Annotated in this window: 21 protein-coding genes; 11 read left to right on the top strand and 10 right to left on the bottom strand. The window is 76.3% G+C overall.

The window, feature by feature from the left end; genetic code table 11:
* Positions 1–11: 11 nt before the first annotated feature.
* The gene (locus ACRYR8_RS01575) at positions 12–2,300 is read right to left on the bottom strand and encodes a glycoside hydrolase family 3 C-terminal domain-containing protein (RefSeq protein WP_432482320.1); all 2,289 of its coding nucleotides are present in this window, start codon (positions 2,298–2,300) and stop codon (positions 12–14) included.
* A 69-nt stretch (positions 2,301–2,369) separates the two neighbouring features.
* Here ACRYR8_RS01575 and ACRYR8_RS01570 point away from each other — a divergent pair, with 69 nt between their 5' ends.
* The 3 genes from ACRYR8_RS01570 to ACRYR8_RS01560 are packed head-to-tail and all read left to right on the top strand — an operon-like array spanning position 2,370 to position 6,409.
* Positions 2,370–3,023 carry a TetR/AcrR family transcriptional regulator gene (locus ACRYR8_RS01570; RefSeq protein WP_432482319.1) on the top strand — a complete coding sequence of 218 codons (654 nt, stop codon included), beginning with the start codon at positions 2,370–2,372 and terminating at the stop codon, positions 3,021–3,023.
* A 39-nt stretch (positions 3,024–3,062) separates the two neighbouring features.
* A complete protein-coding gene (locus ACRYR8_RS01565; protein ID WP_432482318.1) occupies positions 3,063–3,950 on the top strand; it encodes a ComEA family DNA-binding protein in 888 nt (295 codons plus the stop codon).
* Positions 3,947–6,409: a ComEC/Rec2 family competence protein gene (locus ACRYR8_RS01560; protein WP_432482317.1), complete on the top strand. Its 2,463-nt coding sequence runs from the start codon at positions 3,947–3,949 to the stop codon at positions 6,407–6,409. Before ACRYR8_RS01565 ends, ACRYR8_RS01560 begins: the two co-directional genes overlap by 4 nt.
* 116 nt (positions 6,410–6,525) lie before the next feature.
* Here the strand turns inward: ACRYR8_RS01560 and ACRYR8_RS01555 are convergent, their stop codons facing one another.
* Positions 6,526–7,362: a TolB-like translocation protein gene (locus tag ACRYR8_RS01555; RefSeq protein WP_432482316.1), complete on the bottom strand. Its 837-nt coding sequence runs from the start codon at positions 7,360–7,362 to the stop codon at positions 6,526–6,528.
* A 150-nt stretch (positions 7,363–7,512) separates the two neighbouring features.
* Positions 7,513–10,098: an AMP-binding protein gene (locus ACRYR8_RS01550; RefSeq protein WP_432482315.1), complete on the bottom strand. Its 2,586-nt coding sequence runs from the start codon at positions 10,096–10,098 to the stop codon at positions 7,513–7,515.
* 210 nt (positions 10,099–10,308) lie between these two features.
* Between ACRYR8_RS01550 and holA the strand changes: the two genes are divergently transcribed.
* Positions 10,309–11,340 (top strand): DNA polymerase III subunit delta, encoded by a 1,032-nt coding sequence (holA, locus tag ACRYR8_RS01545; protein WP_432482314.1) that lies wholly within the window; start codon positions 10,309–10,311, stop codon positions 11,338–11,340.
* 99 nt (positions 11,341–11,439) lie between these two features.
* Here holA and rpsT read toward each other — a convergent pair whose 3' ends face one another.
* Positions 11,440–11,700, bottom strand: coding sequence for a 30S ribosomal protein S20 (rpsT, locus tag ACRYR8_RS01540; RefSeq protein ID WP_432482313.1), 261 nt, complete (start codon positions 11,698–11,700; stop codon positions 11,440–11,442).
* Between the two features lie 369 nt (positions 11,701–12,069).
* Between rpsT and ACRYR8_RS01535 the strand changes: the two genes are divergently transcribed.
* A complete protein-coding gene (locus ACRYR8_RS01535; protein ID WP_432482312.1) occupies positions 12,070–13,275 on the top strand; it encodes a cation:proton antiporter domain-containing protein in 1,206 nt (401 codons plus the stop codon).
* A 32-nt stretch (positions 13,276–13,307) separates the two neighbouring features.
* Here the strand turns inward: ACRYR8_RS01535 and ACRYR8_RS01530 are convergent, their stop codons facing one another.
* Positions 13,308–14,264, bottom strand: a complete 957-nt coding sequence (locus ACRYR8_RS01530) for a DUF4349 domain-containing protein (RefSeq protein ID WP_432482311.1) — start codon at positions 14,262–14,264, stop codon at positions 13,308–13,310.
* 173 nt (positions 14,265–14,437) lie between these two features.
* Between ACRYR8_RS01530 and lepA the strand changes: the two genes are divergently transcribed.
* Genes lepA through ACRYR8_RS01515 form a run of 3 tightly spaced genes read left to right on the top strand, consistent with a single transcriptional unit; the run spans position 14,438 to position 18,049 of the window.
* A complete protein-coding gene (gene lepA / locus ACRYR8_RS01525; RefSeq protein WP_432482355.1) occupies positions 14,438–16,300 on the top strand; it encodes a translation elongation factor 4 in 1,863 nt (620 codons plus the stop codon).
* 3 nt (positions 16,301–16,303) lie between these two features.
* Complete coding sequence (locus tag ACRYR8_RS01520; protein ID WP_432482310.1) at positions 16,304–16,972, top strand: DUF5701 family protein; 669 nt, start codon at positions 16,304–16,306, stop codon at positions 16,970–16,972.
* 24 nt (positions 16,973–16,996) lie between these two features.
* Positions 16,997–18,049 carry an ATP-binding protein gene (locus tag ACRYR8_RS01515; protein ID WP_432482309.1) on the top strand — a complete coding sequence of 351 codons (1,053 nt, stop codon included), beginning with the start codon at positions 16,997–16,999 and terminating at the stop codon, positions 18,047–18,049.
* Here the strand turns inward: ACRYR8_RS01515 and ACRYR8_RS01510 are convergent.
* Positions 18,046–18,897 (bottom strand): alpha/beta fold hydrolase, encoded by an 852-nt coding sequence (locus tag ACRYR8_RS01510; RefSeq protein ID WP_432482308.1) that lies wholly within the window; start codon positions 18,895–18,897, stop codon positions 18,046–18,048. The genes ACRYR8_RS01515 and ACRYR8_RS01510 overlap by 4 nt on opposite strands.
* Before the next feature lie 241 nt (positions 18,898–19,138).
* Between ACRYR8_RS01510 and ACRYR8_RS01505 the strand changes: the two genes are divergently transcribed.
* Positions 19,139–19,342 carry a cold-shock protein gene (locus tag ACRYR8_RS01505; protein ID WP_432482307.1) on the top strand — a complete coding sequence of 68 codons (204 nt, stop codon included), beginning with the start codon at positions 19,139–19,141 and terminating at the stop codon, positions 19,340–19,342.
* 86 nt (positions 19,343–19,428) lie between these two features.
* Here ACRYR8_RS01505 and ACRYR8_RS01500 read toward each other — a convergent pair whose 3' ends face one another.
* Together ACRYR8_RS01500 and ACRYR8_RS01495 are read right to left on the bottom strand one after the other, a co-directional pair.
* Positions 19,429–20,112 (bottom strand): hypothetical protein, encoded by a 684-nt coding sequence (locus tag ACRYR8_RS01500; RefSeq protein ID WP_432482306.1) that lies wholly within the window; start codon positions 20,110–20,112, stop codon positions 19,429–19,431.
* Positions 20,113–20,154: 42 nt separating this feature from the next.
* On the bottom strand, positions 20,155–20,952 hold the full coding sequence (locus ACRYR8_RS01495) for a DUF1206 domain-containing protein (protein ID WP_432482305.1): 798 nt from the start codon (positions 20,950–20,952) through the stop codon (positions 20,155–20,157).
* A gap of 82 nt (positions 20,953–21,034) precedes the next feature.
* Between ACRYR8_RS01495 and hemW the strand changes: the two genes are divergently transcribed.
* Complete coding sequence (gene hemW / locus ACRYR8_RS01490) at positions 21,035–22,246, top strand: radical SAM family heme chaperone HemW (RefSeq protein ID WP_432482304.1); 1,212 nt, start codon at positions 21,035–21,037, stop codon at positions 22,244–22,246.
* A 41-nt stretch (positions 22,247–22,287) separates the two neighbouring features.
* A complete protein-coding gene (locus ACRYR8_RS01485) occupies positions 22,288–23,337 on the top strand; it encodes an LLM class F420-dependent oxidoreductase (protein ID WP_432482303.1) in 1,050 nt (349 codons plus the stop codon).
* A 4-nt stretch (positions 23,338–23,341) separates the two neighbouring features.
* Here ACRYR8_RS01485 and ACRYR8_RS01480 read toward each other — a convergent pair whose 3' ends face one another.
* Together ACRYR8_RS01480 and ACRYR8_RS01475 are read right to left on the bottom strand one after the other, a co-directional pair.
* Positions 23,342–23,935, bottom strand: a complete 594-nt coding sequence (locus tag ACRYR8_RS01480; protein ID WP_432482302.1) for a DUF4870 domain-containing protein — start codon at positions 23,933–23,935, stop codon at positions 23,342–23,344.
* Between the two features lie 82 nt (positions 23,936–24,017).
* Complete coding sequence (locus ACRYR8_RS01475; protein WP_432482301.1) at positions 24,018–24,899, bottom strand: DUF3097 family protein; 882 nt, start codon at positions 24,897–24,899, stop codon at positions 24,018–24,020.
* Positions 24,900–24,907: the final 8 nt, after the last annotated feature.

The following is a 24,907-nucleotide window of genomic DNA, read 5'->3' as shown; positions in this document are numbered from 1 at the left end:
CGGGCCGGGCGTCAGGACTGCGCGGCCTTCGCCTCCCAGGTGGGCAGGTCCTCCTCGGCGATCGGGAACCCGGGGAACCGGGTCAGCCGCACCAGCGGGATCGCGCGCATCATCTGACCGTGCTGCGGGTCGTCCAGCATCGCCGTCCACTGGCCCTCGCCGAGGGACTCGCGGACCAGTGCACCGGCGACGGGGTGCTGCAACCACGCGTCGACCGGGGAGTCGCCCGTCAGCGGGAGCGTGACGTCGTCGCCGTCGAGGTGCACGACCTCCGCGAGCCGCACGTCGCGCGAGGACGCCCCGACGCGGACCTGGAACTCGCCGCCTTCGACGACCCAGCGCCCGGCGGCGGTGTGCCAGAACGCGAACGCGCGACGGTCCAGCGCGATGGTGGCGGTGCCGCTCTCCCCGGGCGCGAGGGTGAGGCGGGCGAACCCCTTCAGCTCCTGCTCGGGCCGGTACACGCCGGCGACCGGGTCGCTGACGTAGACCTGGACGGTCTCGGTGCCCGCGACGTCGCCGGTGTTGGTGACGGTCACGGTGACCTCCGCGCCGTTCGCGTCCGGGCGCACCGACAGGTCGGAGTAGGCGAACGTCGTGTAGGACAGGCCGTGCCCGAACGGGTAGGCGACCGGCAGGGCGTGCGCGTCGTACCAGCGGTAGCCGATGAGCAGGCCCTCGCCGTAGCGCACGTGGCCGTGCTCGCCGGGGAAGTTCCCGACGGTCGGGTTGTCGTGGTGGCTGACGGGGATCGTCTCGGCGAGGCGGCCGGAGGGGTTCACCGCGCCCGTCAGCAGGTCGGCGACGGCTCCACCGCCCGCCTGGCCCAGCAGCCAGGTCTCCAGCAGCGCCGGCACCTGCTGCTGCCACGGTTCGACCGTCACGGCCGAGCCGTTGGACAGCACGACGACGACCTTCCCGTTCGCCGCGGCGACGCGCCGCAGCAGTTCGACCTGCGCGGCGGGCAGGTCCATGTGGTCGCGGTCGTAGCCCTCGGACTCGTAGCGCGGCGGCAGGCCGAGGAACACCACGGCGACCTCGGCGGCCGCGGCGGTGGTGACGGCCTCCTCGACCAGCGCGCCGTCGAGCTCCTCGGAGTCCGGGTCGTACCCGGCGGCGAAGGCGACGTCGCGGGAACCCTCGAACGCGGTCCGCAGGGCGGTGAGCGCGTCGTCGAGGCGGGTGGGGTTGACCTGCGAGGAACCGGCCCCCTGGTAGCGGGGGGTGCGGGCGAACTCGCCGATCACCGCGACGGTGCCCCCGGCCGGTGCCAGCGGCAGCAGGGGAGCACCGTCCACGGGCTCGTTCTTCAGCAGCACCGCGCTGGCGGTGGCGGCTTCGCGGGCCAGCGCGTGGTGCGCCTCCACGTCCACGGTGCCGGGCTCGGCGAGGGCAGGGGCCGCCTTCTCGAGCAGTTCCAGCACGCGGCGCGCGGCGCGGTCGACGTCCGCCTCCGACAGCGTGCCGGCGGCGACCGCGTCCAGGACGCGCCGGGTGCCGCTGCCGCCGGAGGACGGCATCTCCAGGTCCAGGCCGGCGCGCACGCCGTCCTCGCGCACGTTCACCGCCCCCCAGTCGGAGACGACCAGGCCCTCGAAGCCCCACTCGTCGCGCAGCACCCGCGTCAGCAGCCACGGGTCCTCGGAGGCGTACACGCCGTTGATGCGGTTGTAGGAGCACATGACGGTCCACGGCTGCGCGGTGCGCACGACCCGCTCGAACGCCGTCAGGTAGATCTCGCGCAGCGTCCGCTCGTCCACGTCGGCGGAGACGGTCATGCGCTCCGTCTCCTGGTTGTTGGCGGCGAAGTGCTTCAGGGAGGTGCCCACGCCCTGGCTCTGCACGCCGTCGACCATCGCGGCAGCCAGGTCGCCGGCGAGCACCGGGTCCTCGGAGAAGTACTCGAAGTTCCGCCCGCACAGCGGGGTGCGCTTCATGTTCACGCCCGGGCCCAGCAGGACGGCGACCCGCTCGGCGCGGGTCTCGCGGCCCAGGGCCTCGCCGACGCGGCGCAGCAGGGCGGTGTCCCAGGAGGACGCCAGCCCGGCGGCGGGCGGGAAGCAGGTCGCCGGGACGCTGGCGTTCAGCCCGAGGTGGTCGGCGCCCTCCGCCTGCTTGCGCAGGCCGTGCGGGCCGTCGGTGACCATCACGGCCGGGACGTCGAGGCGCTCGACGGGCTGGGTGTGCCAGAAGTCGGAGCCGCCGAGCAGCGACGCCTTCTCCTCGAGGGTGAGCTGGGCGAGGAGTTCGGGGACGCGGGAGCCGGCCGGGGCCGGGGTGGGGACGGCGTTGTCGGTCATGCGGCGCACCGTACCTCCAAAACCGACCAGGTGGTAGGCATTGGGTCGGTGAGCTGGTAGACACTCCCCGTGCAGCGCAACGGGGCGGGGACCGGGGACGACGCGGGGCGCGGTGCGCGCGCCGACGGGTACGCCAAGGGGCGTGAGCGGCGCCGGTTGATCCTGGACGAGGCCGTGCGCCTGTTCGGCGAGTCCGGCTACCGCGCCGCCTCGCTGCGCGAGCTGGCTGCACGCTGCGGCCTGTCGCACGCCGGGCTGCTGCACCACGTCGGCAACAAGCAGGCCCTGCTGCTGGCCGTCCTGGAGCACCGCGACGCCCTCGACGCCGCCGAGTTCGCGCTCGTCGAGCGCAGCGGGGCGGACCGGCTGCACGCCCTCGTGGAGGTGGCGCGCCGCAACGCCGCCCGCCCCGGCATCGTCGAGCTGTTCACGGTCCTCTCCGCCGAGGCCACCGCTCCCGGCCACCCCGCCCGCGCCTTCTTCACCGAGCGGTACGCGCGCACCGTGGAGCAGGTGCGCTCCGCGTTCGCCGACTGCACCCACCCCGACCCCGCCTCCGCCGCCCGGCGGCTCGTGGCGGTCATGGACGGCCTGCAGGTGCAGTGGCTCCTGGACCCGGACGGGCTGGACATGGCCGCGGAGGTGGCCACCCACCTGGAGGCGGAGCTCGCGCGCGTTCCCCAGGCGGCCGGCACCGGCCGGGATCCACAGCCCACCGGCTGAACCGGCCGACGCCGGCGCGGGCGCGCCTAGCGTCCCCGTGTGCCTCCGCCCCCGCCGTCCGACCGCGTCGCCGCGGCGCGCGCCCGCGCCCTGGCGCGGCGCCAGCTGCGCCCGCCCGCGCCGCCGGGCGGGCGGGCGGCGGGCGGTGCTCCTGGCCGGCACCGCGCCGGGCCCCGGTGGGCGTGCGAGGTGGTGCAGCGCCTGGAGGACCGCCTGCCGCCCGGGGTGCGCGCCGTCCGCTGGCGCGTCGGCCCGCGCGCGGCCGCAGGGGTCCTGCTCGCGTCGGTCCTGCTCGCCGCCGCCCTCGGCGTCCTGGCGTGGCGGACCTGGCCCGGCGGGTCCGCTCCGCGCAGCGGCACCGACGCCGGGCTCGCGCTGCCGGCCCGCAGCGAGGCCGGTGCCCGTGCCGGCGCCTCGCTCGCGCCCGCACCCACGCCCGCACCCACGCCCGCACCCACAGACACGCCCACGGGCACGCCCACGGGCACGGTCGTGGTGCACGTCGCCGGTCGCGTCCTGGCGGCCGGCCTGGTCACGTTGCCGGCCGGCAGCCGCGTCGCGGACGCACTGACCGCGGCGGGCGGCCCGGCGCCCGACGCCGACCTCGCCGCGGTCAACCTCGCTCGCCCCCTCGTCGACGGGGAGCAGGTCCTCGTGCCCGCACCGGGGCAGCAGCCGCCGCCCGCGCCCGCCGGCCCGGCCGCTGCCGGAACCGGAACCGGAACCGCGGCACCCGCACCGCTCGACCTCAACACCGCCACCGCCGAGCAGCTCGACGCGCTGCCCGGCGTCGGGGAGGTCCTCGCGGCCCGGGTCGTCGCCTGGCGCCAGGCCCACGGGCGCTTCACCTCCGTGGAGGAGCTCGGGGAGGTGCAGGGGATCGGGCCCAAGCTGCTCGACGGCGTGCGCGACCTCGTGCGGGTGTGAGCGCCCCGATCCCTGCAGCTCCCGCCACCGCGCCGCTGGACCTGCGGCCGGTCGCCGCCGCGCCGCTGGACCTGCGGCTGGTCGCCGCCGCGCTCGCCGGGTGGGCGGCCGCCGCGTGGGCGCCCACCGCTCCCACCACCGCCCGCACCGCCCTGCTCGCCGCCGGCGCGGTGCTCCTGCCCACCGGCCTCCTGGTGGTGCTTCGCCGCCGCGGGGGGACGGCACTGCTGGTGCTGACCGCCGTCGTCGCCGTCCTCACCTCCGTCGTCGTGCAGCACGCCCGCGCCACCAGCGGCGACCTGCCCGGCTGGGCGCAGCAGCGCGCCGTCGCCCAGGTCGTCGCCGAGGTGCGCTCCGACCCCCGCCCGCTGCGCGCGTCCAGGCCCGGTGCGCCCGCCCGCGTCGCCGTGGACGTGCGCCTGGCGCAGGTGCTCGTGCGCGGGCACCACCTCGACGTCGCCGCCCCGGCGACGGTGTTCACCACCGCATCCTCCTGGCGGGCCGCGCCCGGTGCCCGTGTGCTGCTGACGGCGCGCCTGACCCCGGCGGAACCGGGGGACCGGGCCGTGGCGCTGCTGCAGGCGCGCAGCGGCCCACGGCCCGCCGCGTCCGCCGGTGCCGTGCACCGCACCGCCGAGCGGTTGCGCGCCGGACTGCGCGAGGCGTGCGCCGGGCTGCCCGCCGACGCGCGCGGCCTGCTGCCCGGCCTGGTCACCGGGGACACCTCCGCACTGCCGGAGGACCTCAAGGCGGACATGCGCGCGGTCGGGCTGAGCCACCTGACCGCTGTCAGCGGCGCCAACACCACCCTCGTGGTCGGGGCCCTGGTGGTGCTGGCCTCCTGGGTCGGGCTGGGGCGCCGTGCGCGGCTCCTCGCAGCCGGCGCGGGCCTGGCCGGGTTCGTGGTGTTGGCCCGGCCGGAACCGAGCGTGCTGCGGGCGGCCGTGATGGGCGCGGTGGGGCTGACCGGCCTGCTGGCCGGGCGGCCGACGCGCGGGGTGCCGGTCCTGGCCGGGGCGGTGCTGGTGCTGGTGGTGGCCGATCCCTGGCTGGCCCGCGAGGTCGGGTTCGTCCTGTCGGTGCTGGCCACGGCCGGGTTGCTGCTGCTCGCCCGGCCCTGGGCGAGACGCCTGCAGGACGCGGGGGTGCCGCGGGTCCTCGCGCACGCCGTGGCCGTGCCGGCCGCGGCGCAGGCGGTGTGCGGGCCGGTGGTGGTGCTGCTGACCCCCGCGGTGAACCCGGTGTCGCTGCCGGTGAACGTCCTGGTGGCGCCCGCGGTGGCGCCGGCCACGGTGGTCGGTCTGGCCGCGACCGTCCTGGCGGCGCTGTGGCCGGCTGGTGCGGCGGTGCTCGTGCTGCCGGCCGGGGTCTGCGCCGGGTGGATCGCCCGGGTCGCGCGCCGTGCGGCGGACGTGCCCGCGGTCGTGCCGGTGCCGGCCGGTGCGGCGGGCTCGCTGCTCGTCGCCGTCGTCACGCTGCTGGTCCTGCTGGCCGTCGCGGCGCTCGCGCGCGGCCGCCGCGCCGGAGCGGGGCGTCGCCGGCTGGTGGCGCTCGCGCTGGTGCCCGCGGTGTGCGCGGCCCTGCTGGTGCGCTGCGCCCCGCGCTGGGGCGGCCCGGCGGGGCCGTGGCCGGCGCCGGACTGGCTGGTCGTGGGCTGCGACGTCGGGCAGGGCGACGCGGTCGTGCTGCGCTCCGGGCCCCGCTCGGCGGTGCTCGTGGACGCCGGGCCCGACGCCGACCTGGTCGACGGCTGCCTGGACCGCCTCGACGTGCAGCGGCTGGACGCGGTGGTGCTCACCCACCCGCACGCCGACCACGTCGACGGCCTGGCCGGTGCGGTGCGCGGGCGCGAGGTGGAGCAGGTGCTCGTGTCCCCGCTCGCCGTGCAGCCGGCCTCGCGGCGGGTGGCCGAAGTTGCCTCACGGGCGCGGGCGGCGCTGCGGACGGTGAGCACCGGCACGAGCGGCGGGGTGGGGGAGGTCACCTGGACGGTGCTGGCCCCCACCGCCGCGGTCGCCGGTACCGGCGATCCGGACTCATCGCAGGTCAACGACGCCAGCGTGGTGCTGCTGGCGCAGGTGTCGGGCGTGCGGGTGCTGCTGACCGGCGACCTGGAGCCCGAGGGGCAGCGGCGGCTGCTGCGCACCGCGGGTTCCTGGCCCGGCGGGGCGCTCGTCGACGTCGTCAAGGTCGCCCACCACGGTTCCGCCCGGCAGGAGAGCGACCTGTACGCGGCGCTGCGCCCCCGGGTGGCGCTGGTACTGGTCGGTGCCGCCAACGACTACGGCCACCCCGCCGCTGCCACGCTGGGGGTGCTCGACGCCCTCGGCGCCCGCACGCTGCGCACCGACCGTGACGGCGACCTGGCGGTGGCCGGAACCCCGGACCGGCTGCGCACCCTGGTCCGCGGCTCGGACCCGCGCGAGGCGGAGCGCCGCGCCCGCTACTCGGACGGGTGAACCCCGACCGGGCCCGGGCTCGACCCCGGCCGGACCCCGTCCCCGGTTTCGCCGCCGGACGCACCACCGCCCCCGAGCCGCTGGGCTCGGGGGCGGTGCAGCGGTGCGCTCCGCCGTCAGCGGATCGGCTGCCAGGCCACCGGCCCGCAGGGGGCCCCGCCGATGCGCTCCGTGATGCGGCCCCTCGTGGTGGCGACCAGGCAGTCCGGCTCGCCCGCGTAGCCGACGAAGAGGAACGACGTGCCGTCCGGAGACCAGGTGAACGTGTAGGCGGAGATCGGCGTCGCCTTCGCGCCGCGGCCCCTCGTGTCGGCGATGGTGATGTGCTGGTCGGAGCCCCTGATCCAGGCGAGCCTGGTGCCGTCGGGGGAGTAGTCCGGGTCCACCGCGTCGCGCGCCACGAGGGTCGAGCGGCCGCCGCCGGCGGGGACGGTGCGCACGCCGTCCGGCGCCTCGTAGGCGACGGTGCCGCCCTTCGGGTTCCAGGACGGGTTGGCCTCGACCGTGCCGGGGGTGCCGGGGGTGAGGTTGCGCAGCACCGCACCGGTGCTGGGGCTGATGACCACGACGTCCCCGTCGCGCTCGACGGCGAGCTGCTTGCCGTCCGGGGACCAGGACGCCCCCTCCGCCCGAGGGCCGATCAGCCGCGGCGGGTAGCAGTTGACGGTGTCCACGACGTACAGGCCCTCGCTCTCGCCGCTCGCGCCGGAGATCGCCAGGTAGCGCCCGGAAGCCGAGAACGCCATCGCCGAGCGCGCGGTCCCGTCCGGGACGATGTTGTAGGGCGTCCACTCGTCCATGGGCACACCCGACAGGCACGGAGCGGCGAGACCGGTGCCGTCCCAGCCGTAGGCCTTCTCCCCGTTGGCGCCCGGGTGCTGGGCGGAGGCCGGACCGGCGCCGGCGATCAGCGCGATCAGTGCGCAGGCAGCAGTGGTCAAACGTCGCTTCATGGTTCCCCCCAGGTGAACGGTTGCCAGCGCCCCCCGCCGCAACCCGTGTACTCACCGTAACGAGCGAGAATGGTGTGCGGCAACCGGTTTGGGCCGAACGGGTGACACGAGCACTCCCCGTGCACCGGTCGGGGCGCCTGGCGGCTCCGTTCAGGCGGTCGCGCCCGGTTCCGCGCGCCGTCCGCCGTCGAGGGCGCCCAGCTCCTGGGCGAGCAGGGACGCGATCCGCCCCACCAGCGGCTCGGTGAGGATCGTGATGTGCTCACCGGGCAGCTCGTGCCGGACCCACTCGCCGGTCAGGTGCCGGTCCCACTGCCGGCGGGCCCCGGCGTCCTCGTCGTCCTGCGCGACGACGACCACGGCCCGCCCCGCGTACGGGGTCGTGCGGTAGCGGCGCTGCAGCACGGCGCCCTGCCGGTGGAAGCGCCCGTAGTGGCCCCCGCCGCGGGAGGGCACGACGCCGGTGGCCAGCAGGCCCGCCACCGACTTGACCCGCTGCACCAGCCCCTCGTCCGGGGTGAAGACCCGCGGCACGAGGTCGGGGTCCGGGGGGAAGGAGTCCAGGATCGCCAGCAGCTCGACCTCCTCGCCCGCGCGGGTCAGCTGCTGGGCGATCTCCAGGGCCACCAGCCCGCCCATGGAGTGGCCGGCCAGCCGGTAGGGGCCGTGCGGCTGCACCCCTCGCAGGGTGCGGACGTGCCGGGCGGCCAGGCGCGGGATCGACCAGTCGGGAAGGCCCGGGTTCTCCATCCCGTTGGCCTGCAGGCCGTACACGGTCGTGCCGGGCAGGCGCACCGCCAGCGGCCGCAGCCCCATCGCCACGCCCCCGGCCCCGGCGACCACGAACAGCGGGGTGCCGCTGCCGTCGGTCCGCAGCGGGACGAGGGTGGGCGAGGAGCGCCGGCGGTCGCCGCGCAGCGCCGTCGAGAGCTGGGCCGGGGTCGGGTTGGCGGCGATGAGCGCGGTCGACAGCTGCGAGGCGGGCGTCCCCAGTTCCTCCTCGATCGCGGCCATGAGGGCCTGGGCCGCGAGCGAGTCGCCGCCCGCGGCGAAGAAGTCGGTGTCGATGCCCAGCGACGACATCTCCAGCACGCGCTCGAACAGGCCCACTACCACGGCGTCGAAGTCGTTGCGCGGGCCCTTCGTCCCGACGACGTCGGGCACCTCCGGCAGCGCGGAGCGGTCGAGCTTGCCGCGCTCGGTGCGGGGGAGCGCGTCCAGGAACACCACCTGCTCGGGCACCATGTGCGAGGGCAGGTTCGCCCCCACGAGCGCCCGGATCCCGGCCGCGTGCAGCGTCGCGCCGGGTTCCGGGACGACGTGCGCGACGAGCGACATCCGCCCGGTGCGGGCGGAGGCGCGCCCGACCACCACGGCCTCGCGGATGTCCGGCTGGGCGAACAGCAGGGCGTCGACCTCGCCGGGTTCCACGAGCAGCCCGCGCACCTTGACGCTGTGGTCGGTGCGGCCCAGCAGGCGCAGGGTCCCGTCGTCGCTGAGCGTGCCGACGTCGCTGGTGCGGAAGGTGCGACTGCCGTCCGGGTTGTCGCGGAAGGCCTCGGCCGTGCGCTCGGGCGCTCCCCAGTAGCTGTTGCCGAGCCAGCGGCCGGTCACGACGACGCGTCCGGTGCCCCGGTCGTGCAGCCGGCCGTGCTCGTCCTCGATGCTGAAGCGGAGCCCGGGCACCGCCCGGCCGACCGGCGTCGCACCGGTCGGCAGCGGGTCGTCGGCCTCGATGCGGTGCTCGGCCATCAGCCACGTCTCCGTGGAGCCGTAGCGGTTGCGCAGCGAGCACCCCGGGCCGACGGCGCGCCGGATCGCGGCGAGCTCAGCGCCGTGCACCGTCTCGCCCGCCAGCGTCAGCGACCGCAGCCCCTCGATGGTCTCGCCGGGGCGCACGGCGGCCAGCAGCCCCCGCAGGATGGCCGGCGAGGCGAGCAGCACGGTGGCGCCGACCTCCCGCATCCAGCCGTGCAGTTCCGCGACCGAGCGGCTGCGCGGGTCGAACAGCTCCTGCCGCGCACCGGTGAGCAGGCACGAGAGCGTCACGCCGATGCCCGCGCTGAACGCCATCGGCAGCAGGTGCACGACCACGTCGCCGGCGCCGTAGCAGTCGGAGGCGACCGTGTTGACCCAGGCGTCGTGCAGGATCGAGCGGTGGTCGCAGGCGACGCCCTTGGGGGCGCCGGTCGAGCCGGAGGTGTAGACGATGACGGCGGTGTCGCCGGGGCCGGCGGGCGAGTCCAGCAGCGACTCGGCGGCCCGGGACGGGTCGGGCAGCGGCGTGCCGGTCCCCTCGGGGTCGAGCACCGTGTCCGCCAGGAGCCGGGCGGTCTCGGCGTGCGCGGCGTCCGTCACGCAGATCGTGGCCCCGGCCGCCTCGACGTAGTGCCGCAGGCGTGCCGCGGGCGTCGTCGGGTCGAGCACCACGAGCGGTGCTCCCGAGGCGACGACCCCCACCACGCCCGCCAGCGCGCCCACGTCGTGGCCGCGCAGCAGCGCCACCGGCCGTCCGTGCGCTCCGGCGGCCAGCACGGCCTCGCGGACCAGCGCGGCCCGCTGCAGCAGTTCCCGCCCGGTGAGGCGCTCCCGGCCGTCACCGGCCACGACCTCGTCCTCCAGCGCCAGCGCGACCTCGACGATCCGCGGCACGATCCACCGGGCCTGTGGTTCCTCGCTCAGCGCCCGCAGTCCCGACGCCACCCCCCCGGTGACGTTCGACGTTGCTGTTCTCACGATGTGAGCCCCTCCCCCTGGTGCTGGGAGCCAACGTAGCGGCTGGGCACCGCGCGAGGGCCCGGGGAGCGGTCCCTGCCGGGGGTACGCGGCCCGTACGGTGGCGCCCCCTCACGCAGGGTCGTGCCGTTCTGACGCGACGCGGTCGGGTCGTCGGCGCACCGGACCGCCCCGCCCCGTCGCGTCGGCGGCGGGTGGCAGGCTGTCGCCGTGCCCAGCAGGACCCCACCCGCCCGCGCCGCGAAGAGCTCGAGGAAGCCGCCGTCCGCGGCGCTGCAGCCGCACGACCTGGAGCCCGCACCGGTGGTGCTGCTGACCGGCTCCGAGGACCACCTGGCCGACCGGGCCCTGACGGCGCTGCTGACGCGGCTGCGCGAGCGCGACCCGTCCTTCGAGCGCACGGACGTCGCCGCCGCCGGCTACCAGAAGGGCCAGCTGACCACCTGGACCTCCCCGTCGCTGTTCGGCGAGCAGTCCCTCGTGCTCGCCGAGGGTGTGGACGCGGCGACCGAGGCGTTCGTCGAGGACGTGCTGGAGTACCTGTCCGCGCCCGCCGAGCACGTCGTGCTGGTGCTCCGCCACCGCGGCGGCAACCGCGCGCGCAAGGTGCTGGAGGTCGCCCGCACCGCCCCCGGTGCGGTGGAGGTGCCGTGCCAGCCGCTCAAGCGCGACCAGGACAAGGTGGACCTGGTGCTGGCCGACGCCCGCCGCGCGCGCCGGCGCATCGAGGTGGAGGCCGCCCGCGCCCTGGTCGCCGCCCTCGGCGGGGACCTCGGTGAGCTGGTCGCCGGCCTGGACCAGCTGCTGACCGACACCGAGGGCACCGTCACCGAGGCCGACGTGCACCGCTACCACTCGGGCCGGCGCGAGGCCACGGGCTTCGAGGTGGCCGACGCGGCCGTGGCGGGTGACGCGGGCCGGGCGCTGGTGCTGGCGCGGCACGCGGAGGCGACCGGTGTGCCGGCCGTCGTGGTGGTCGCGGCGCTGGCCGCGCGGTTGCGGCAGCTGGCGAAGGTCGCGGCCACGCGCGGGCGCGGCGCCGACGTCGCACGCGACCTGGGGATGGCGCCGTGGCTGGTGGACAAGGCGCGACGGGAGGTGCAGGGCCTGTCCGCCGAGGGGATGGCCGAGGCGATCCTCGCCGTCGCGGCCGCCGACCACGCCGTCAAGGGCGGGGGGCAGGACGGTGCGTTCGCCCTCGAGCGGGCCGTGCGCGTCACGGCCGCCGCCCGTGAGCGCTGAGGGCCGGCAGCGCCGGCCGCAGCGACGACCCCACCGGGGGCCGGGACGACGCAGGGCCGGCCCCCTGGCGGGGACCGGCCCTGACGGGTGAGCCTGGGCTCAGACCGTGGCGGCGGCCTTGGCGATCGCCGACTTGCGGTTGGCCGCCTGGTTCTTGTGGATCACGCCCTTGCTGGCGGCCTTGTCCAGCTTGCGGCTGGCGTGCTTCAGCGCGGCCTGCGCCTTCTCGGTGTCACCGGCGGCGGCGGCCTCGCGCACGGCGCGCACCGCGGTGCGCAGCTCGGACTTCACGGCCTTGTTGCGCAGGCGCGCCTTCTCGGCGGTGAGGATGCGCTTCTTCTGGGACTTGATGTTCGCCACGGGGCGTCCGTCTCCTTGCAGTCGGGCTGATCGGTGTCAGAGGGCGGCCGGGACACCTGGACTCCGGCGTGGGGGACCGGGGGTGAGGGTGATCGGCCGTGACCTCCGCACGAGGAGGCGAAGGCGTCGTCCAGGTTACCAGGGGAGCGGGCTCGAGCCGGACCGGCGCGGGACCCCGTGGGCGGGCGGACCCGTGCGGGGCGGCGCACCGGGCGCCCTCGCGGGTCCACGGCGAGGTCGAGCACGTGGTGGGGGAGCGGGCTCGGGTCGCGCGGGGCCGCCGCGTGCGGGAGCGTCCGTGCAGTCCGACCCGCCGGCGCCCCGCCGGCGACCCGCCGACGACCCGCCGCCCGAGGGGGGACGAGCCCGGTGCACCACCTCCACCTGACCTACGCCGTCCTGGGTGTCGGCGGCGTCCTGCTCGCGCTGGCCAGCCGTCGCGTGCGCCGCTGGCCGGTCAGCGAGCCCCTCGTGGCGCTCCTGCTCGGCGTGGCGCTGGGCCCCCACCTGCTGAGGGTGGTGGAGGTGCCCGCCGAGGACCGTGACCTCCTCCTGCTGGAGGGCTCGCGGCTGCTGCTGGCGTGGTCGGTGACGGCCGCGGCGCTGCGCTTCCCGGCGCACGAGCTGCGGGCGCTGGTGCGGCCGGTCCTGCTGCTGCTCGTCGTGGTCATGCCGCTGGCCGCGCTGGCCGGCGGGGCGGCGGCGCTGCTCACGGGCCTGCCGCTGGCGCTGGCGCTGCTCGTGGGGGCGTGCCTGTGCCCCACGGACCCGGTGCTGGCGGCGTCCGTCGTGTCGGGGGACCTGGCCGAGTCCTCGCTGCCGGCACGCCTGCGTCAGCTCCTGACGGTGGAGAGCGGCGCCAACGACGGCCTCGCCCTGCCGGTGGTCGTGCTCGCGCTGGCGGCGGTCCTGCCCGGCGAGACCCTCGGCGGCGCGGTGGCCACGCTGCTGCAGGAGGTGCTGGTCGGTGTGGCGGTGGGCGTGGCCGCGGGGTGGCTGGCCGGGGAGGGGCTGCGGCTGGCGACGCGGGACGGCGCCCTCGGGGAGGGCCCGAAGCTGGTGTTCACGCTGCTGCTGGCCGTGGCGGTGCTGGGGGTGACCCGGGTGCTGGGCGGTGACGGCGTGCTCGCCGCGTTCGTCGCGGGGCTGGCGTACAACCGGCTGGTGCCGGACAGCGACCGCAGCCCGCAGGACGCCGTCGACGAGGCCGTCAACCGCTACGCGGTGCTGCCGCTGTTCCTGCTGCTCGGTGCGGTGCTGCCGTGGGGCGGCTGGGCGGACCTGGGGCCGGGGGCGATCGCGTTCACCGTCCTGGTGCTGCTGGTGCGGCGCCTGCCGTTCGTGCTGGCCCTGGGTCGCCCGCTGGGGCTGCGGGGGCGCGACGCCGCGTTCGCCGGCTGGTTCGGCCCGATGGGGGTGAGTGCCGTCTTCTACCTGGCGCACAGCCTGCACCGGGGGGTGGAGGACCCGCGCCTCTTCGCCGCCGGCACCCTGGCCGTCGTCGCCAGCGTCGTGGCGTTCGGGGTGAGCGCGTCGCCGCTGACGCTGCTGTACGCGCGCCGCTCGCGGAGCTGAGCCGGCTCCGGGCCCCGTCGAGTCGAACCCGTTCACGCCTCGGGTGCGGCCGGGCGCGCGCGCCGGCGGTGCAGCACCAGCAGGACCGGGGCCAGCGCCGCGGCGGGCACCGCGAACGGCAGGACGGTGCCGAGGACGACGGCGGCGGCGCCCAGGACGCGCAGCAGCGCGTCCCAGCCGAGCGCGAGGCCGCCGGTGAAGCCGCCCGGGCCCGCGGCGGCCGCCACCTCGGCCGCGTCCTCGCTGAACGCGACCTCCACGGTGGCCAGCGAGACCTGGTCGGCCAGGGCCCGCTGCCGCGCCTGCAGGGCCTCCAGGTCCGCCTGGCGGCGGGCGATCTCGCCCTCCAGCGCCAGCACGTCCGGGATCGTGGTGGCCTGAGGCAGCCGGGCGCGGAAGGTGGCGAGCACCGCCCGGGCGGAGGTGACCCGGCTGTCCACGTCGGCGACCTCGGCGGTGACGTCGGTGGCGGTGGTGCTGCGCCCGGTCTGGCGGCCCAGGGCCGCGAGGTCGTCGAGCACCTGCGGCAGCCGCTCGCCGGGCACCCGCAGCGTCAGGCGTGCCCGGCCGGGGCCCTCCCCGCCACCGGTGCTGCCGGCCGTGACGAGCCCCCCGGCCGCGGCGGCGAGGTCGGCGGCGCGGTCCGCGGCCGCGGCGGCGTCCTGCACCGCGACGGTGAGCGTGGCGGTGGACACCACGGCCCGGCCCGCGGTCCCCGTCCCGGCCGGCAGGACGTCGGCGGGGACGGGGACCGCCTGCGCCGCCCCCGGCGCGTTCGCGCCACCCGCCCGGTCGCCGGTCCCCCCGCCGGCGGCGTCCTGAGCGACCTCCTGCGACGTGCCGCCGTCCGCGGCCGACGGGGAGCCGGCGCCCGTGCCGCTGCACGCGGCCAGGCCCAGCAGGGCGGCGAGCAGGGCCGCGGGCAGGAGCGCGGTCGCCGCCCGCGCGGGCCGCTCGGGGGGTCCGGGACGGGGTGACGTGCTGCGCATGACGGGCCTCCCGCGGGTGCGGTCGCCGTGACCGTGCGCCTGGGACGCGCCGCGCGGTTGCGCGGTTCCCGCTCCCGCCCGCGGGACCGCGGCAGCGCGGCGGCAGCGCGCCGCGTGCGACGATGGGGGCCCACGACCGTGCCGACGAGAGGTGCACCCCGCCCGTGTCCCCGATGGCCGCGAACGCCCCGGCTCCCGCCTCCACGCCGCCGGAGCTGCTGCGCAACTTCTGCATCATCGCCCACATCGACCACGGCAAGTCGACGCTGGCCGACCGCATGCTGCAGCTGACCGGGATCGTGGACGAGCGGGCCATGCGTGCGCAGTACCTGGACCGCATGGACATCGAGCGCGAGCGCGGCATCACCATCAAGTCGCAGGCCGTGCGCATGCCGTGGGGCCTGGGCGGCACCGACTACGCGCTGAACATGATCGACACCCCCGGCCACGTGGACTTCACCTACGAGGTCTCGCGCTCGCTGGCCGCGTGCGAGGGCGCGGTGCTGCTCGTGGACGCCGCGCAGGGCATCGAGGCGCAGACCCTGGCGAACCTGTACCTCGCCATGGAGAACGACCTCACGATCATCCCGGTGCTGAACAAGATCGACCTGCCGGCGGCGCAGCCGGAGAAGTTCGCCGAGGAGCTCGCAGGCCTCATCGGCTGCCAGCCCGAGGACTGCCTGCGGGTGTCCGGCAAGACGGGCGCGGGTGTCGAGGCGCTGCTGGACCAGATCGTGCAGCAGGTCCCCGCGCCGGTGGGTGACGCCGACGCCCCGGCCCGGGCGATGATCTTCGACTCCGTCTACGACACCTACCGCGGCGTGGTCACGTACGTGCGGGTGATCGACGGCCACCTGTCCCCGCGCGAGCGCATCGCGATGATGTCGACCAAGGCCACCCACGAGCTGCTCGAGATCGGCGTCTCCTCGCCCGAGCCGACGCCCTCGCAGGGCCTGGGGGTCGGCGAGGTGGGGTACCTCATCACCGGCGTGAAGGACGTGCGCCAGTCCAAGGTCGGCGACACCGTCACCAACGCGGCCAAGCCCTCCGGGCAGGCGCTGAGCGGGTACCGCGACCCCAAGCCGATGGTGTTCTCCGGGTTGTACCCGATCGACGGCTCGGACTACCCCCTGCTGCGCGAGGCGCTGGACAAGCTCAAGCTCAACGACGCCGCCCTGGTGTACGAGCCGGAGACGTCCGCGGCGCTGGGTTTCGGGTTCCGCATCGGTTTCCTCGGCCTGCTGCACCTGGAGATCGTGCGCGAGCGGCTGGAGCGCGAGTTCAACCTCGACCTCATCTCCACCGCGCCCAGCGTCGTCTACGAGGTGACGATGGAGGACAAGAAGGTCATCACCGTCACGAACCCCTCGGAGTTCCCCGAGGGGAAGGTGTCCGAGATCCGCGAGCCCGTCGTGCGGGCCACCGTGCTGGCGCCCAGCGAGTACATCGGCGCCATCATGGAGCTGTGCCAGCAGCGCCGCGGTGAGCTGCAGGGCATGGACTACCTGTCCGAGGACCGCGTGGAGATGCGCTACCGCCTGCCGCTGGCCGAGATCGTCTTCGACTTCTTCGACCAGCTGAAGTCGCGCACCCGCGGGTACGCCTCCCTGGACTACGACGTGGACGGTGACCAGGTCGCGGACCTCGTGAAGGTCGACGTGCTGCTGCAGGGTGAGCAGGTCGACGCCTTCAGCGCCATCGTGCACAAGGACAAGGCGTACGCCTACGGCGTGATGATGGCCGGCAAGCTCAAGGACCTCATCCCGCGCCAGCAGTTCGAGGTGCCGATCCAGGCCGCGGTCGGCGCGCGCATCATCGCGCGCGAGAACGTCCGCGCGATCCGCAAGGACGTCCTCGCCAAGTGCTACGGCGGTGACATCACCCGCAAGCGCAAGCTGCTGGAGAAGCAGAAGGAGGGGAAGAAGCGCATGAAGATGGTGGGCCGCGTGGAGGTCCCCCAGGAGGCGTTCATCGCCGCGCTGTCCTCCGACGCCGCCGGCGACAAGGCCAAGGACAAGGACAAGGCGAAGAAGTAGGCCGTGGACCTGGACCGTCAGGCGCAGAGGCTGGTGGACCTGGGCGTCCACGAGCTCGCGGGCCTGCCGGCCGCGGAACTCCTCGGCGCCGCCGGCCGGCTCGCCGAGGACGCCCCCGGGGTTCCCGAGGTCCTCGTCGTGCACCCCGGCGCGGTCCCGGTGGCCGCGCTGGTGCCCCTGCTGGAGCGCAGCGGGAGACCGGGGTTCGTCGTGGCGGACATGACGGACGTGGCGGAGTTCACCCCGATCGACGGCCTCGACGTGCCCGCCGGGCCGCTGTACGCGGTGCGGGACGCTCGGCGCGGCGACGAGTTGCGCAACCTCAGCCCCGACGAGGCGTTGCCGCTGCTGGACGAGGCCGGGCGCAGCCCCCTCACCCTCGGCGAGGGGGTCTGCTGGTTGCTGCAGGAACCGCAACGGCTGGAACCGAACCACTGCTTCATGGCGATCGGCTCGCGCAAGCGCGGGAGGCGCGGCCGGGACGCGCGCGTCCCGGCGCTGTGGATCAGCGGAGGCACCGGTCGTGACGGGCGCGAACGGCGCGGCGCGCCCAAGGCCGGCTGGTGCTGGGCGGGCAACCGCCACACGTGGCTGGGGTTCGCCTCCACCGCGGGGCGCCGGGGCCCCACCCCGACGGCGCAGCGCGGTGACGCTCCCGCCGTCCGGCGGTGAGCGGGAGCGTGCCAAGGTGGAGTGGTGACTGAGCGTGGTGGAGACGACACGTCGGTGGTCGTGGTGCGCCTGCTCGGCCTGCCGCTGCGCAGCCGTGCGCTCCTGAGCCGGCACCTGGAGGGCCTGCTGCGTGAACTCGCCCTGCTGCGGATCGGCGAGGAGCAGGGCCGGGCCGGCTCGCTGCCGCGGCGGCTGCTCGAGCTGGCCGCGGAACTGCAGACCACCTACGCCCCCTACCGGGCGCAGCGCGCCCAGGCCATGGACGACGCCCTGGCCGCCGGGCAGGAGTTCTTCGACGCGGTGTACACCACGACGACGCGCTCGGCGGAGTACGTGCAGCGCCTGTTCGACGGGCTGGAGGAGGCCGACGACTTCTGCCGCGCCGACAGGCACCTGCTGACGCTGCCCGCGCCCGAGGAGCTGGTGGCCCTGCGCCGCTGGATGTTCGGCGAGATCCTGCGCCAGCTCGCGGGGGGGACGGCCCGCCCCTGGCACGGACCCGTCCGCCGCGACGAGCCCGCCGACTACCCCGCTCCCGTCCGCGCCTCGGACACCGTGACCGCCACCGCCCCGGCGCCGGGCGGGACGGACGGCAGGCTGCTGGGCGAGCCCCTCGTGCTGGACTCCGCGGCCAGCGCGGTGTCCGCCGCCCGCCGCCACGTGCGCGGGGTGTTGCGCGACCTGGGCGCCGAGGCGCTGGAGGAGGCCGCCGAGCTCGGCGTCTCGGAACTGGTGACCAACGCCCTGCTGCACGCGCGCACGACCTTCACCGTCGCGGTGCGCGCCCTGCCGGACGGTCGCCTGCGGGTGGAGGTCACCGACTCCTCGCCCGTGCCGGTGCAGGTGCGCCGTTTCGGGGCCGCCGCCACCACCGGCCGGGGGCTGCAACTGCTGGAGGCGCTGTCCTCCGACTGGGGCGTCGACCTGCCGCCCGCGGACCCGGGCGCGGACCCGGGCGCGGTGGAACGCGGCAAGACGGTGTGGTTCGTCCCGCGGGAGGCGGTGCCCGGCGACGGCCTTCCACCGGGGGACTGGGACGCCGAGGTCGCCGCCCTCCTGCAGGACGGGGGGACCTAGCCCCCGGTGCGGGCACCGGCGCGCTGCAGCGCGCGCAGCACCGCCTCGGCGACGACGTCGGGCCGGTCCACGGGCACGAAGTGGCTCGCGTCCTGGACCCGGGTCAGGTTCGCGCCGGGCACCTCGCGCGCCAGGCGCTCGCCGTAGCGGGGTTTCATCTGGTGGTCCAGCTGCCCCCACACCACCTCCAGCGGCACGTCCAGGCGCGGCAGGAACGGCGCCACCGCCTGGGTGTAGACGGAGTCCAGCGATCGCAGGTGCCGTGCCAGGCGGTGACCGCCACCGGGTTCCAGCCACGGGGCGACGAAGCGGTCCACGGCCTGCCCCGCGCGGTCCTGGTGGGCGAACAGGGGGCGCAGGGCGGTGCGCAGCACCTTCTCCAGCGCGTTCGCGGGGAGGCGCTCCAGCACCGGCCAGGCGAGCTTGAGCGCCTTGATGCCGGGCACGGGCCAGCCGTCGTAGCAGACCCCGTCGATCACGGTCGCCGCCGCCACGCGCTGCGGGGCGGTGGTCGCCAGGATCTGCGTGACGCCGCCGCCGAGGTCGTGCCCGGCCACCACGGCGCGCTCCTCGCCGAGGGTGTCCAGCAGTTCCAGCAACCGCGCGGCCTGCGAGGACAGGTCCACCCCGGTGCCCTCCGGGGCGGGGGAGCCGCCGTAGCCGGCCATGTCCACGGCCACGACCCGCGCGTGCTCGTGCAGCCGTGGCACGACGTCCCACCACAGGGTGTGGTTGGTGGGGATGCCATGCACGAGCAGCACCAGGGGACCCGTGTCCCCGGCTCGCCACACGTGCAGTGGCTGACCCGGCAGGTCGACGGTCTCGGTGCGTCCGACGGGGAGTTCCACGGCACCAGGGTGGCCGCCCGCCCCCGGACGGGCATCTCGGGCGGACGCCCGGGCCGGGCGTGCGCCACGGGCGGGGAGGGGTTGCGCCGTGAGGCGGGGAGGGTGTTAGAGTCTGCTCAGTCGCTTTTCTCGTTGTGCTTCCAACACCCCGGGGATTGATTCCGAGGGTCGTGAAGCTTTCCAGCCCGGTCAGCACCTCGGTGGACGAGCTCGTTCAGAGCGTTACACCTGAGGAGGCCTCATGGCTCAGGGAACTGTCAAGTGGTTCAACGGCGAGAAGGGCTTCGGCTTCATCGCTCCCGAGGACGGCTCTGCTGACGTGTTCGTGCACTTCAGTGAGATCACGGGCAGCGGTTTCCGCAGCCTCGACGAGAACGACCGCGTCGAGTTCACCGTGACCCAGGGCGCCAAGGGCCCGCAGGCCAGCCAGGTCACGCGTCTCTGACCTGACCTGCCCGGCACGACCCCCGCACCCCACCGGGTGCGGGGGTCGTGCTGTTCCCGGTGGGGTCCCGCCGGCGGCGCCCGAGGTCAGTCCTCGAAACCCGCGCTGGCCGTCACCGTCCCCGGCGGCACCTCGGTGAACCCCCCGTCACGCACGTCGACGCGCGCGCCGGCCGGCAGCACCGGGGCCCCCGTCAGGACCCGCACGCCGAAACCCCCTGTCGCCCAGGGGGAGGTGAGCGCCGCGGGCAGCCGCTCCCACGCCAGCTGCGCGGCGTGCCCGACCTGCGCGGCGGCCTTCCCCGTGCTCATCGCCACGTCCGGGCACAGCCGGATCGTCAGTGCGCCCTGCACGGCGGGCGGTGCACCGGCCCCCTCGGGGTCGGGCAGGTCCAGCCCGCCGACCTGCAGGGGGCGCAGCAGCTCGGGGACCGCGTCGCGCGGGTGCGGGGCGAACGCCCGCACCGCCGCGTCGCCGCTGCGCGCCTCCACGTGCGCCAGGGCCACGGTGCGCTCCCACTTCACGCCCCGCGCCCGCCGGGTGATCTTGCGGATCCGCCGGCCGCGCCAGGCCGCGACCGCGTCGGCGAACTCCCCGCCGGGGGTGGTGGTGCGCTCGTCGGTCAGCAGCAGCACCACGGCGCGCGCCGCGGCCACGAGCACGTCGGTGTGCGCGGGGAGCGGGTCGCGCTCCACCCGGACCACCAGGGACAGGGACCAGGGCTCGTCCTCCCCGGGCGGGACCCCCGGGGTGCTCGTCGGGTGCGTCACGGCGCGCACGCTACCGCCGTCCCCCGCGGGGGCCGGGTGCGCTCACGCGCGGCGGCGGCGCCGGGCGGTGAGCAGCTCGAACACGGCGTACGCGGCCACGCCCAGCGCCACGACCGTCAGCAGCACCCTGCCGTACGGCTGTTGGGCGATCTCGTGGAACGCCGCGTCCAGGCCCCGCGACTTCGCCGTGTCCCCGCCCGCGGACAGCACCACCAGGACGCCGAGGACGCCGAACGCGACGCCGCGCGCCACCCAGCCCGTCACCCCCAGGGCCGTCAGGGCCGGCGACAGCGACCCCTCGACCTTGTCCTCGAACTTCTTCACCACCCCGCGCACGGCCAGGCCGATGCCGACGGCCACGATCGCCAGTCCGACCACCACGACGATCACCGGCCCACCCGGGGCCTCCAGCACCCGCTGGGTCAGCGTCTGCTGGCTCTGGCCGGAGGAGGAACCGCCGCCGAGCACGAAGCGGGCGCTCGAGAGGCCCAGCACCCCGGCCACCAGGGCCTTGGCGACCGCGCTGACGCGGCGCGAGGCCTTGTCGGCGGCCACCGCGGCCAGCACCTGCCAGGCGACCATCGCCGCGAAGCCCAGCGTCAGGAGCGTCAGCAGCACCTTCCCGAACGGCTGGGCCGCGACCCGCGACAGCGCACCGGAGGTGTCGGCGCTGGCGGGTGCGGTGCCGAAGGCGATCTGCAGCGCCAGCCACGCCACCAGCAGGTACACGACCCCCTCGGCGACCACGCCGGCCCGGCCGACCCGCTTCACGGTGCTCTCGTGGCGCTCGGCGAAGCGCTCCCCCTGGCGGGCGGTCCCCTTGACGTCGTTGCCGGACATGCGCACATGGTGGGACCGCGCGTCCGGCACCGCACCCCGGCGGACGTGCGGGGCGGTGCGCGCGCGGGGTGACACTGGGGGGGTGCCCAGCTCCCTGCCCGACGGCGAGGCCGTCCCGACCAACGGCGCGCTGCCGCCCACCGCCCTGGCCGGCGCGGCCGGCCGCACCTTCGGGGTGTACCTGCACGTGCCGTTCTGCGCGGTGCGGTGCGGGTACTGCGACTTCAACACCTACACCGCCACCGAGCTGGGCGGTGGCGGCTCGCAGACCGCCTACGCGGCCACCGCGGCCACCGAGGTCGAGTTGGCCGCCCGCGTCCTCGGCGCGGCCGCGCGCCCGGCCTCCACCGTCTTCTTCGGCGGTGGCACCCCCACGCTGCTGCCGGCGGCGGACCTGGCCGCGATGCTCGCCGCGGTGCGCGAGCGCTTCGGCCTCGAGCCGGGTGCGGAGGTCACCACCGAGGCCAACCCGGACTCCGTCACCCCGCAGGCGCTGGCGACCCTGGCCGCGGCCGGCTTCACCCGCGTCTCCTTCGGCGTGCAGTCCGCCGTCCCGCACGTGCTGGCCGTGCTGGACCGCACCCACGACCCGCGCCGCGTCCCCGAGGCGGTGCGCTGGGCGCGCGAGGCGGGCCTCGACGTCAGCCTGGACCTCATCTACGGCACGCCCGGCGAGTCCGCCGACGACCTGCGCCGCAGCCTGGACGAGGCGCTGGGGTGCGAGCCGGACCACGTCTCGGCGTACGCGCTCATCGTCGAGGAGGGCACCAGGCTGGCCGCGCGGATCCGCCGCGGCGAGGTGCCGGTGCCCGAGGACGACGACGAGGCCGAGAAGTACGAGCTCGTCGACGACGCCCTGGGTGCCGCCGGGTTCTCCTGGTACGAGGTGAGCAACTGGGCCAGGAAGCCGGAGTTCGAGTGCCGTCACAACCTGGCGTACTGGCGCGGCGGCGACTGGTGGGGGATCGGGCCCGGCGCGCACAGCCACGTCGGCGGGGTGCGCTGGTGGAACGTCAAGCACCCCACCGCGTACGCCGGGCGCCTGGGGCGGGGCGAGAGCCCCGCCCACGCCCGCGAGGTGCTCTCGCCCGGGGACCGGCTCACCGAGGACGTGCTGCTGCGCTCACGGCTGGCGGAGGGTTTCGACCCGGTGTGGTGGGGACCGGCCGCGGTCGGTGCCGCACCGCACCTGGCCGCCGACGGGTTGCTCGAACCGCTCGGGAGCGGGCGGTGGTCGCTGACCCGCCGCGGCCGGCTGCTGGCCGACACCGTGGTGCGCGCACTGCTGGGCTGAACCCCCGTCCCCACCGCCCGGGTGTGGGTTAGGTTCGCGACGTGCGCCTGGGAGTGAACCTCGGCTACCTGACCGGCGGCGACGCGGCGGGTGCCGCCGCCGACGCCCTCGCGCTCGTGCGCGCGGCGGAGGAGGCGGGCTGCGACAGCGCCTGGGTGGCCGAGGCGTACGGTTCCGACGCCGTGAGCGTGCTGGGCTGGCTGGCCGCGCAGACCTCGCGCATCGCGCTCGGCTCGGCGGTGCTGCAGGTGCCGGCCCGCGCGCCGGCCGCCACGGCGATGGCCGCGGCCACCCTGGACGTGCTGTCCGGCGGGCGGTTCCGCCTGGGGCTGGGCGTTTCCGGCCCGCAGGTCTCCGAGGGCTGGTACGGGCAGCGGTTCACCGCTCCGCTGGCGCGCACCCGCGAGCACGTGGAGGTCGTGCGCCGCGTGCTCTCGCGCCGGCCCGTCCGGTTCGAGGGCGAGCACGTGCACCTGCCGCTGCCGGACGGCCCGGGCGTGCCGCTGCACCTGATGCTGCCCGAGCCCCGCCCGGGCCTGCCCGTCTACCTGGCGGCCGTCGGCCCGCGCAACGTGGAGCTCGCGGGGGAGGTCGCCGACGGGTGGCTGCCGGTGTTCCTGGCCCCGGACGCGTGCGAGGCGCAGTTCGCGCACCTGGCCGCCGGCCGCGCCCGCCGCACCGGCTCGCCGGTGCAGGACTTCGACGTGTGCGCCTCGGTCCCGGTGCTGCTGACCGACGCGACCGGTGAGGCCCGCCTGGCGGCGGAGGCGCCGGTGCGCCGGCACGTGGCCCTCTACCTGGGCGGCATGGGCTCGCGCAGCCAGAACTTCTACGCCGACCTCGCCCGGCGGCTGGGGTTCTCCGACGCCGTGGACGAGGTCGCGGAGCTCTTCACCGCGGGCCGGCACCGCGAGGCCGCCGCGGCGGTGCCGGCGGGTTTCCTGGAGGCCACCTGCCTCGTGGGGCCGGCGGCGGGCCTGCGCGCGCGCCTGGACGACTACGCGCGCGCCGGCGTCACCACCCTGGCGCTGGTGCCGCAGGCGCCCGCGCTCGCCGACCGGGTGGCGGCGGTGCGGGCGCTCGCGGGGTGACGGCTCAGCGCACCAGGCGCAGGACCAGCGGGTAGCGGTACGCGCGGCCCGAGTTCGCCGCGACCGCCGCGATCACGGCCAGGACCGTCGCCACGAGCGCGGGCAACCCCAGCAGCGCGAACGACAGGCCCAGGGTGGGCAGGGCGAGGAGCGCGGCGACCACGCCCAGGACGATCTCGTAGAGCACGAACGAGATGCTCATGTTCAGCGCCTCGGCGGTGTGCTCGCGCACGAACCGGCTGCGGTCCTTGAAGACCAGGAACAGCACCAGTGGCGCGACCACCGGCAGGCCGATCCACAGCAGCAGCGTCCCCACGTGCGCGAGCACGCTCCAGGTGCGCTCGTCCTGCACCGACACCGGCGGCTTCTGCTGCCACTGCGGCGGCCGGCCGGGGCCCTGCGGGGGCGGCCACGGCTGACCGTGCTGCTGCGCCGCCTCCTGCTCGGGCTGCCAGCCCGGGCGCCACCCGGGCGTCCAGCCGGGCTGCTGCTCCCCGCCGGCGCCGGGGGCGTGCGGGTCCTTCGTGAAGTCCGGGCGGGACGACTGGTGCGGGTCGCTCACGGTGGCCTCCTGGGCGTCGCCGGGGTTCGGGTTCACGTCGATCCTCCCGCGCGGGCGGGCCGGGTGTCGTCCTCCCGCGGGGTGGACCCGGGTGCGACGAGGGGAGGAGACGGGCGCCTCAGCGGTCCGCCGCGTCCGCCGTGACGAAGTCCACCAGCTCCTCCACCCGGCCCAGCAACGCCGGCTCCAGGTCGGCGTAGGTGCGCACCGTGCCCAGGATCCGCTTCCAGCCGTGCGCGACGTCGGCCTGCGTGGCGTGCGGCCAGCCCAGCTCGGCGAGGATCCCGTGCTTCCAGGAGGTGCCGCGCGGCACGACCGGCCAGCGCTCCCAGCCGAGGCGCTCGGGGCGCACGGCCTGCCAGACGTCGACGAACGGGTGGCCCACGACGAGCACGTGCGGGTTCTTCGAGACCGCGGCCACGATGCGCGACTCCTTGCTGCCGGGCACGAGGTGGTCCACCAGCACGCCGATGCGCCGCCCCGGGCGGGGGCCGAAGGAGCGCACCGCGGCGTCGAGGTCGTCGACGCCGTCGAGCAGCTCCACGACCACGCCCTCCACGCGCAGGTCGTCGCCCCAGACCTTCTCCACCAGCTCGGCGTCGTGCCGGCCCTCCACCAGGATGCGGGAGGCGCGCGCAGTGCGGGCCGCGGCGCCGGCGACGGCCACCGACCCGCTGGCGGTGCGGGTGGGCGCAGCGGGGGCGGCGGGCCCCCTGGGCGCCACCAGCCGCACGGGCTGCCCGTCCACCCAGAAGCCCGGGCCCAGCGGGAAGGTGCGGGTGCGCCCCCTGGCGTCCTCCAGGACGACGACGTGCACGCCGCCGCTCTTCTCCACGCGCACCACCGCGCCCACCCAGCCGGTCTCCACGTCCTCGACGACGAGGCCGCGCGCGGCGGGCTCCTCGCGGTGCGTCGGGCGCCGCGGGTGCGGGTCCGTGGACAGCACGTCGCGGCCGTAGCGGTCGGCGGGGCGGGGTGCGGACCGGGCGTTCGGGCTCACCCGCGGCA

This window comes from Kineococcus esterisolvens (assembly GCF_050871405.1).
In the GTDB taxonomy this organism is placed as follows: Bacteria; Actinomycetota; Actinomycetes; order Actinomycetales; family Kineococcaceae; genus Kineococcus.
The sequence above is the reverse complement of the archived record's forward strand: the minus strand, read 5'-3'. Positions and strand labels throughout refer to the sequence as shown.

Excerpts from the sequence above, each read along its gene's own strand:
- ACRYR8_RS01575 (WP_432482320.1), bottom strand. The coding sequence starts at position 2,300 with ATGACCGACAACGCCGTCCCCACCCCGGCCCCGGCCGGCTCCCGCGTC.
- ACRYR8_RS01555 (WP_432482316.1), bottom strand. The coding sequence starts at position 7,362 with ATGAAGCGACGTTTGACCACTGCTGCCTGCGCACTGATCGCGCTGATC.
- ACRYR8_RS01530 (WP_432482311.1), bottom strand. The coding sequence starts at position 14,264 with ATGCGCAGCACGTCACCCCGTCCCGGACCCCCCGAGCGGCCCGCGCGG.
- lepA (WP_432482355.1), top strand. The coding sequence starts at position 14,438 with ATGGCCGCGAACGCCCCGGCTCCCGCCTCCACGCCGCCGGAGCTGCTG.
- ACRYR8_RS01505 (WP_432482307.1), top strand. The coding sequence starts at position 19,139 with ATGGCTCAGGGAACTGTCAAGTGGTTCAACGGCGAGAAGGGCTTCGGC.
- ACRYR8_RS01495 (WP_432482305.1), bottom strand. The coding sequence starts at position 20,952 with ATGTCCGGCAACGACGTCAAGGGGACCGCCCGCCAGGGGGAGCGCTTC.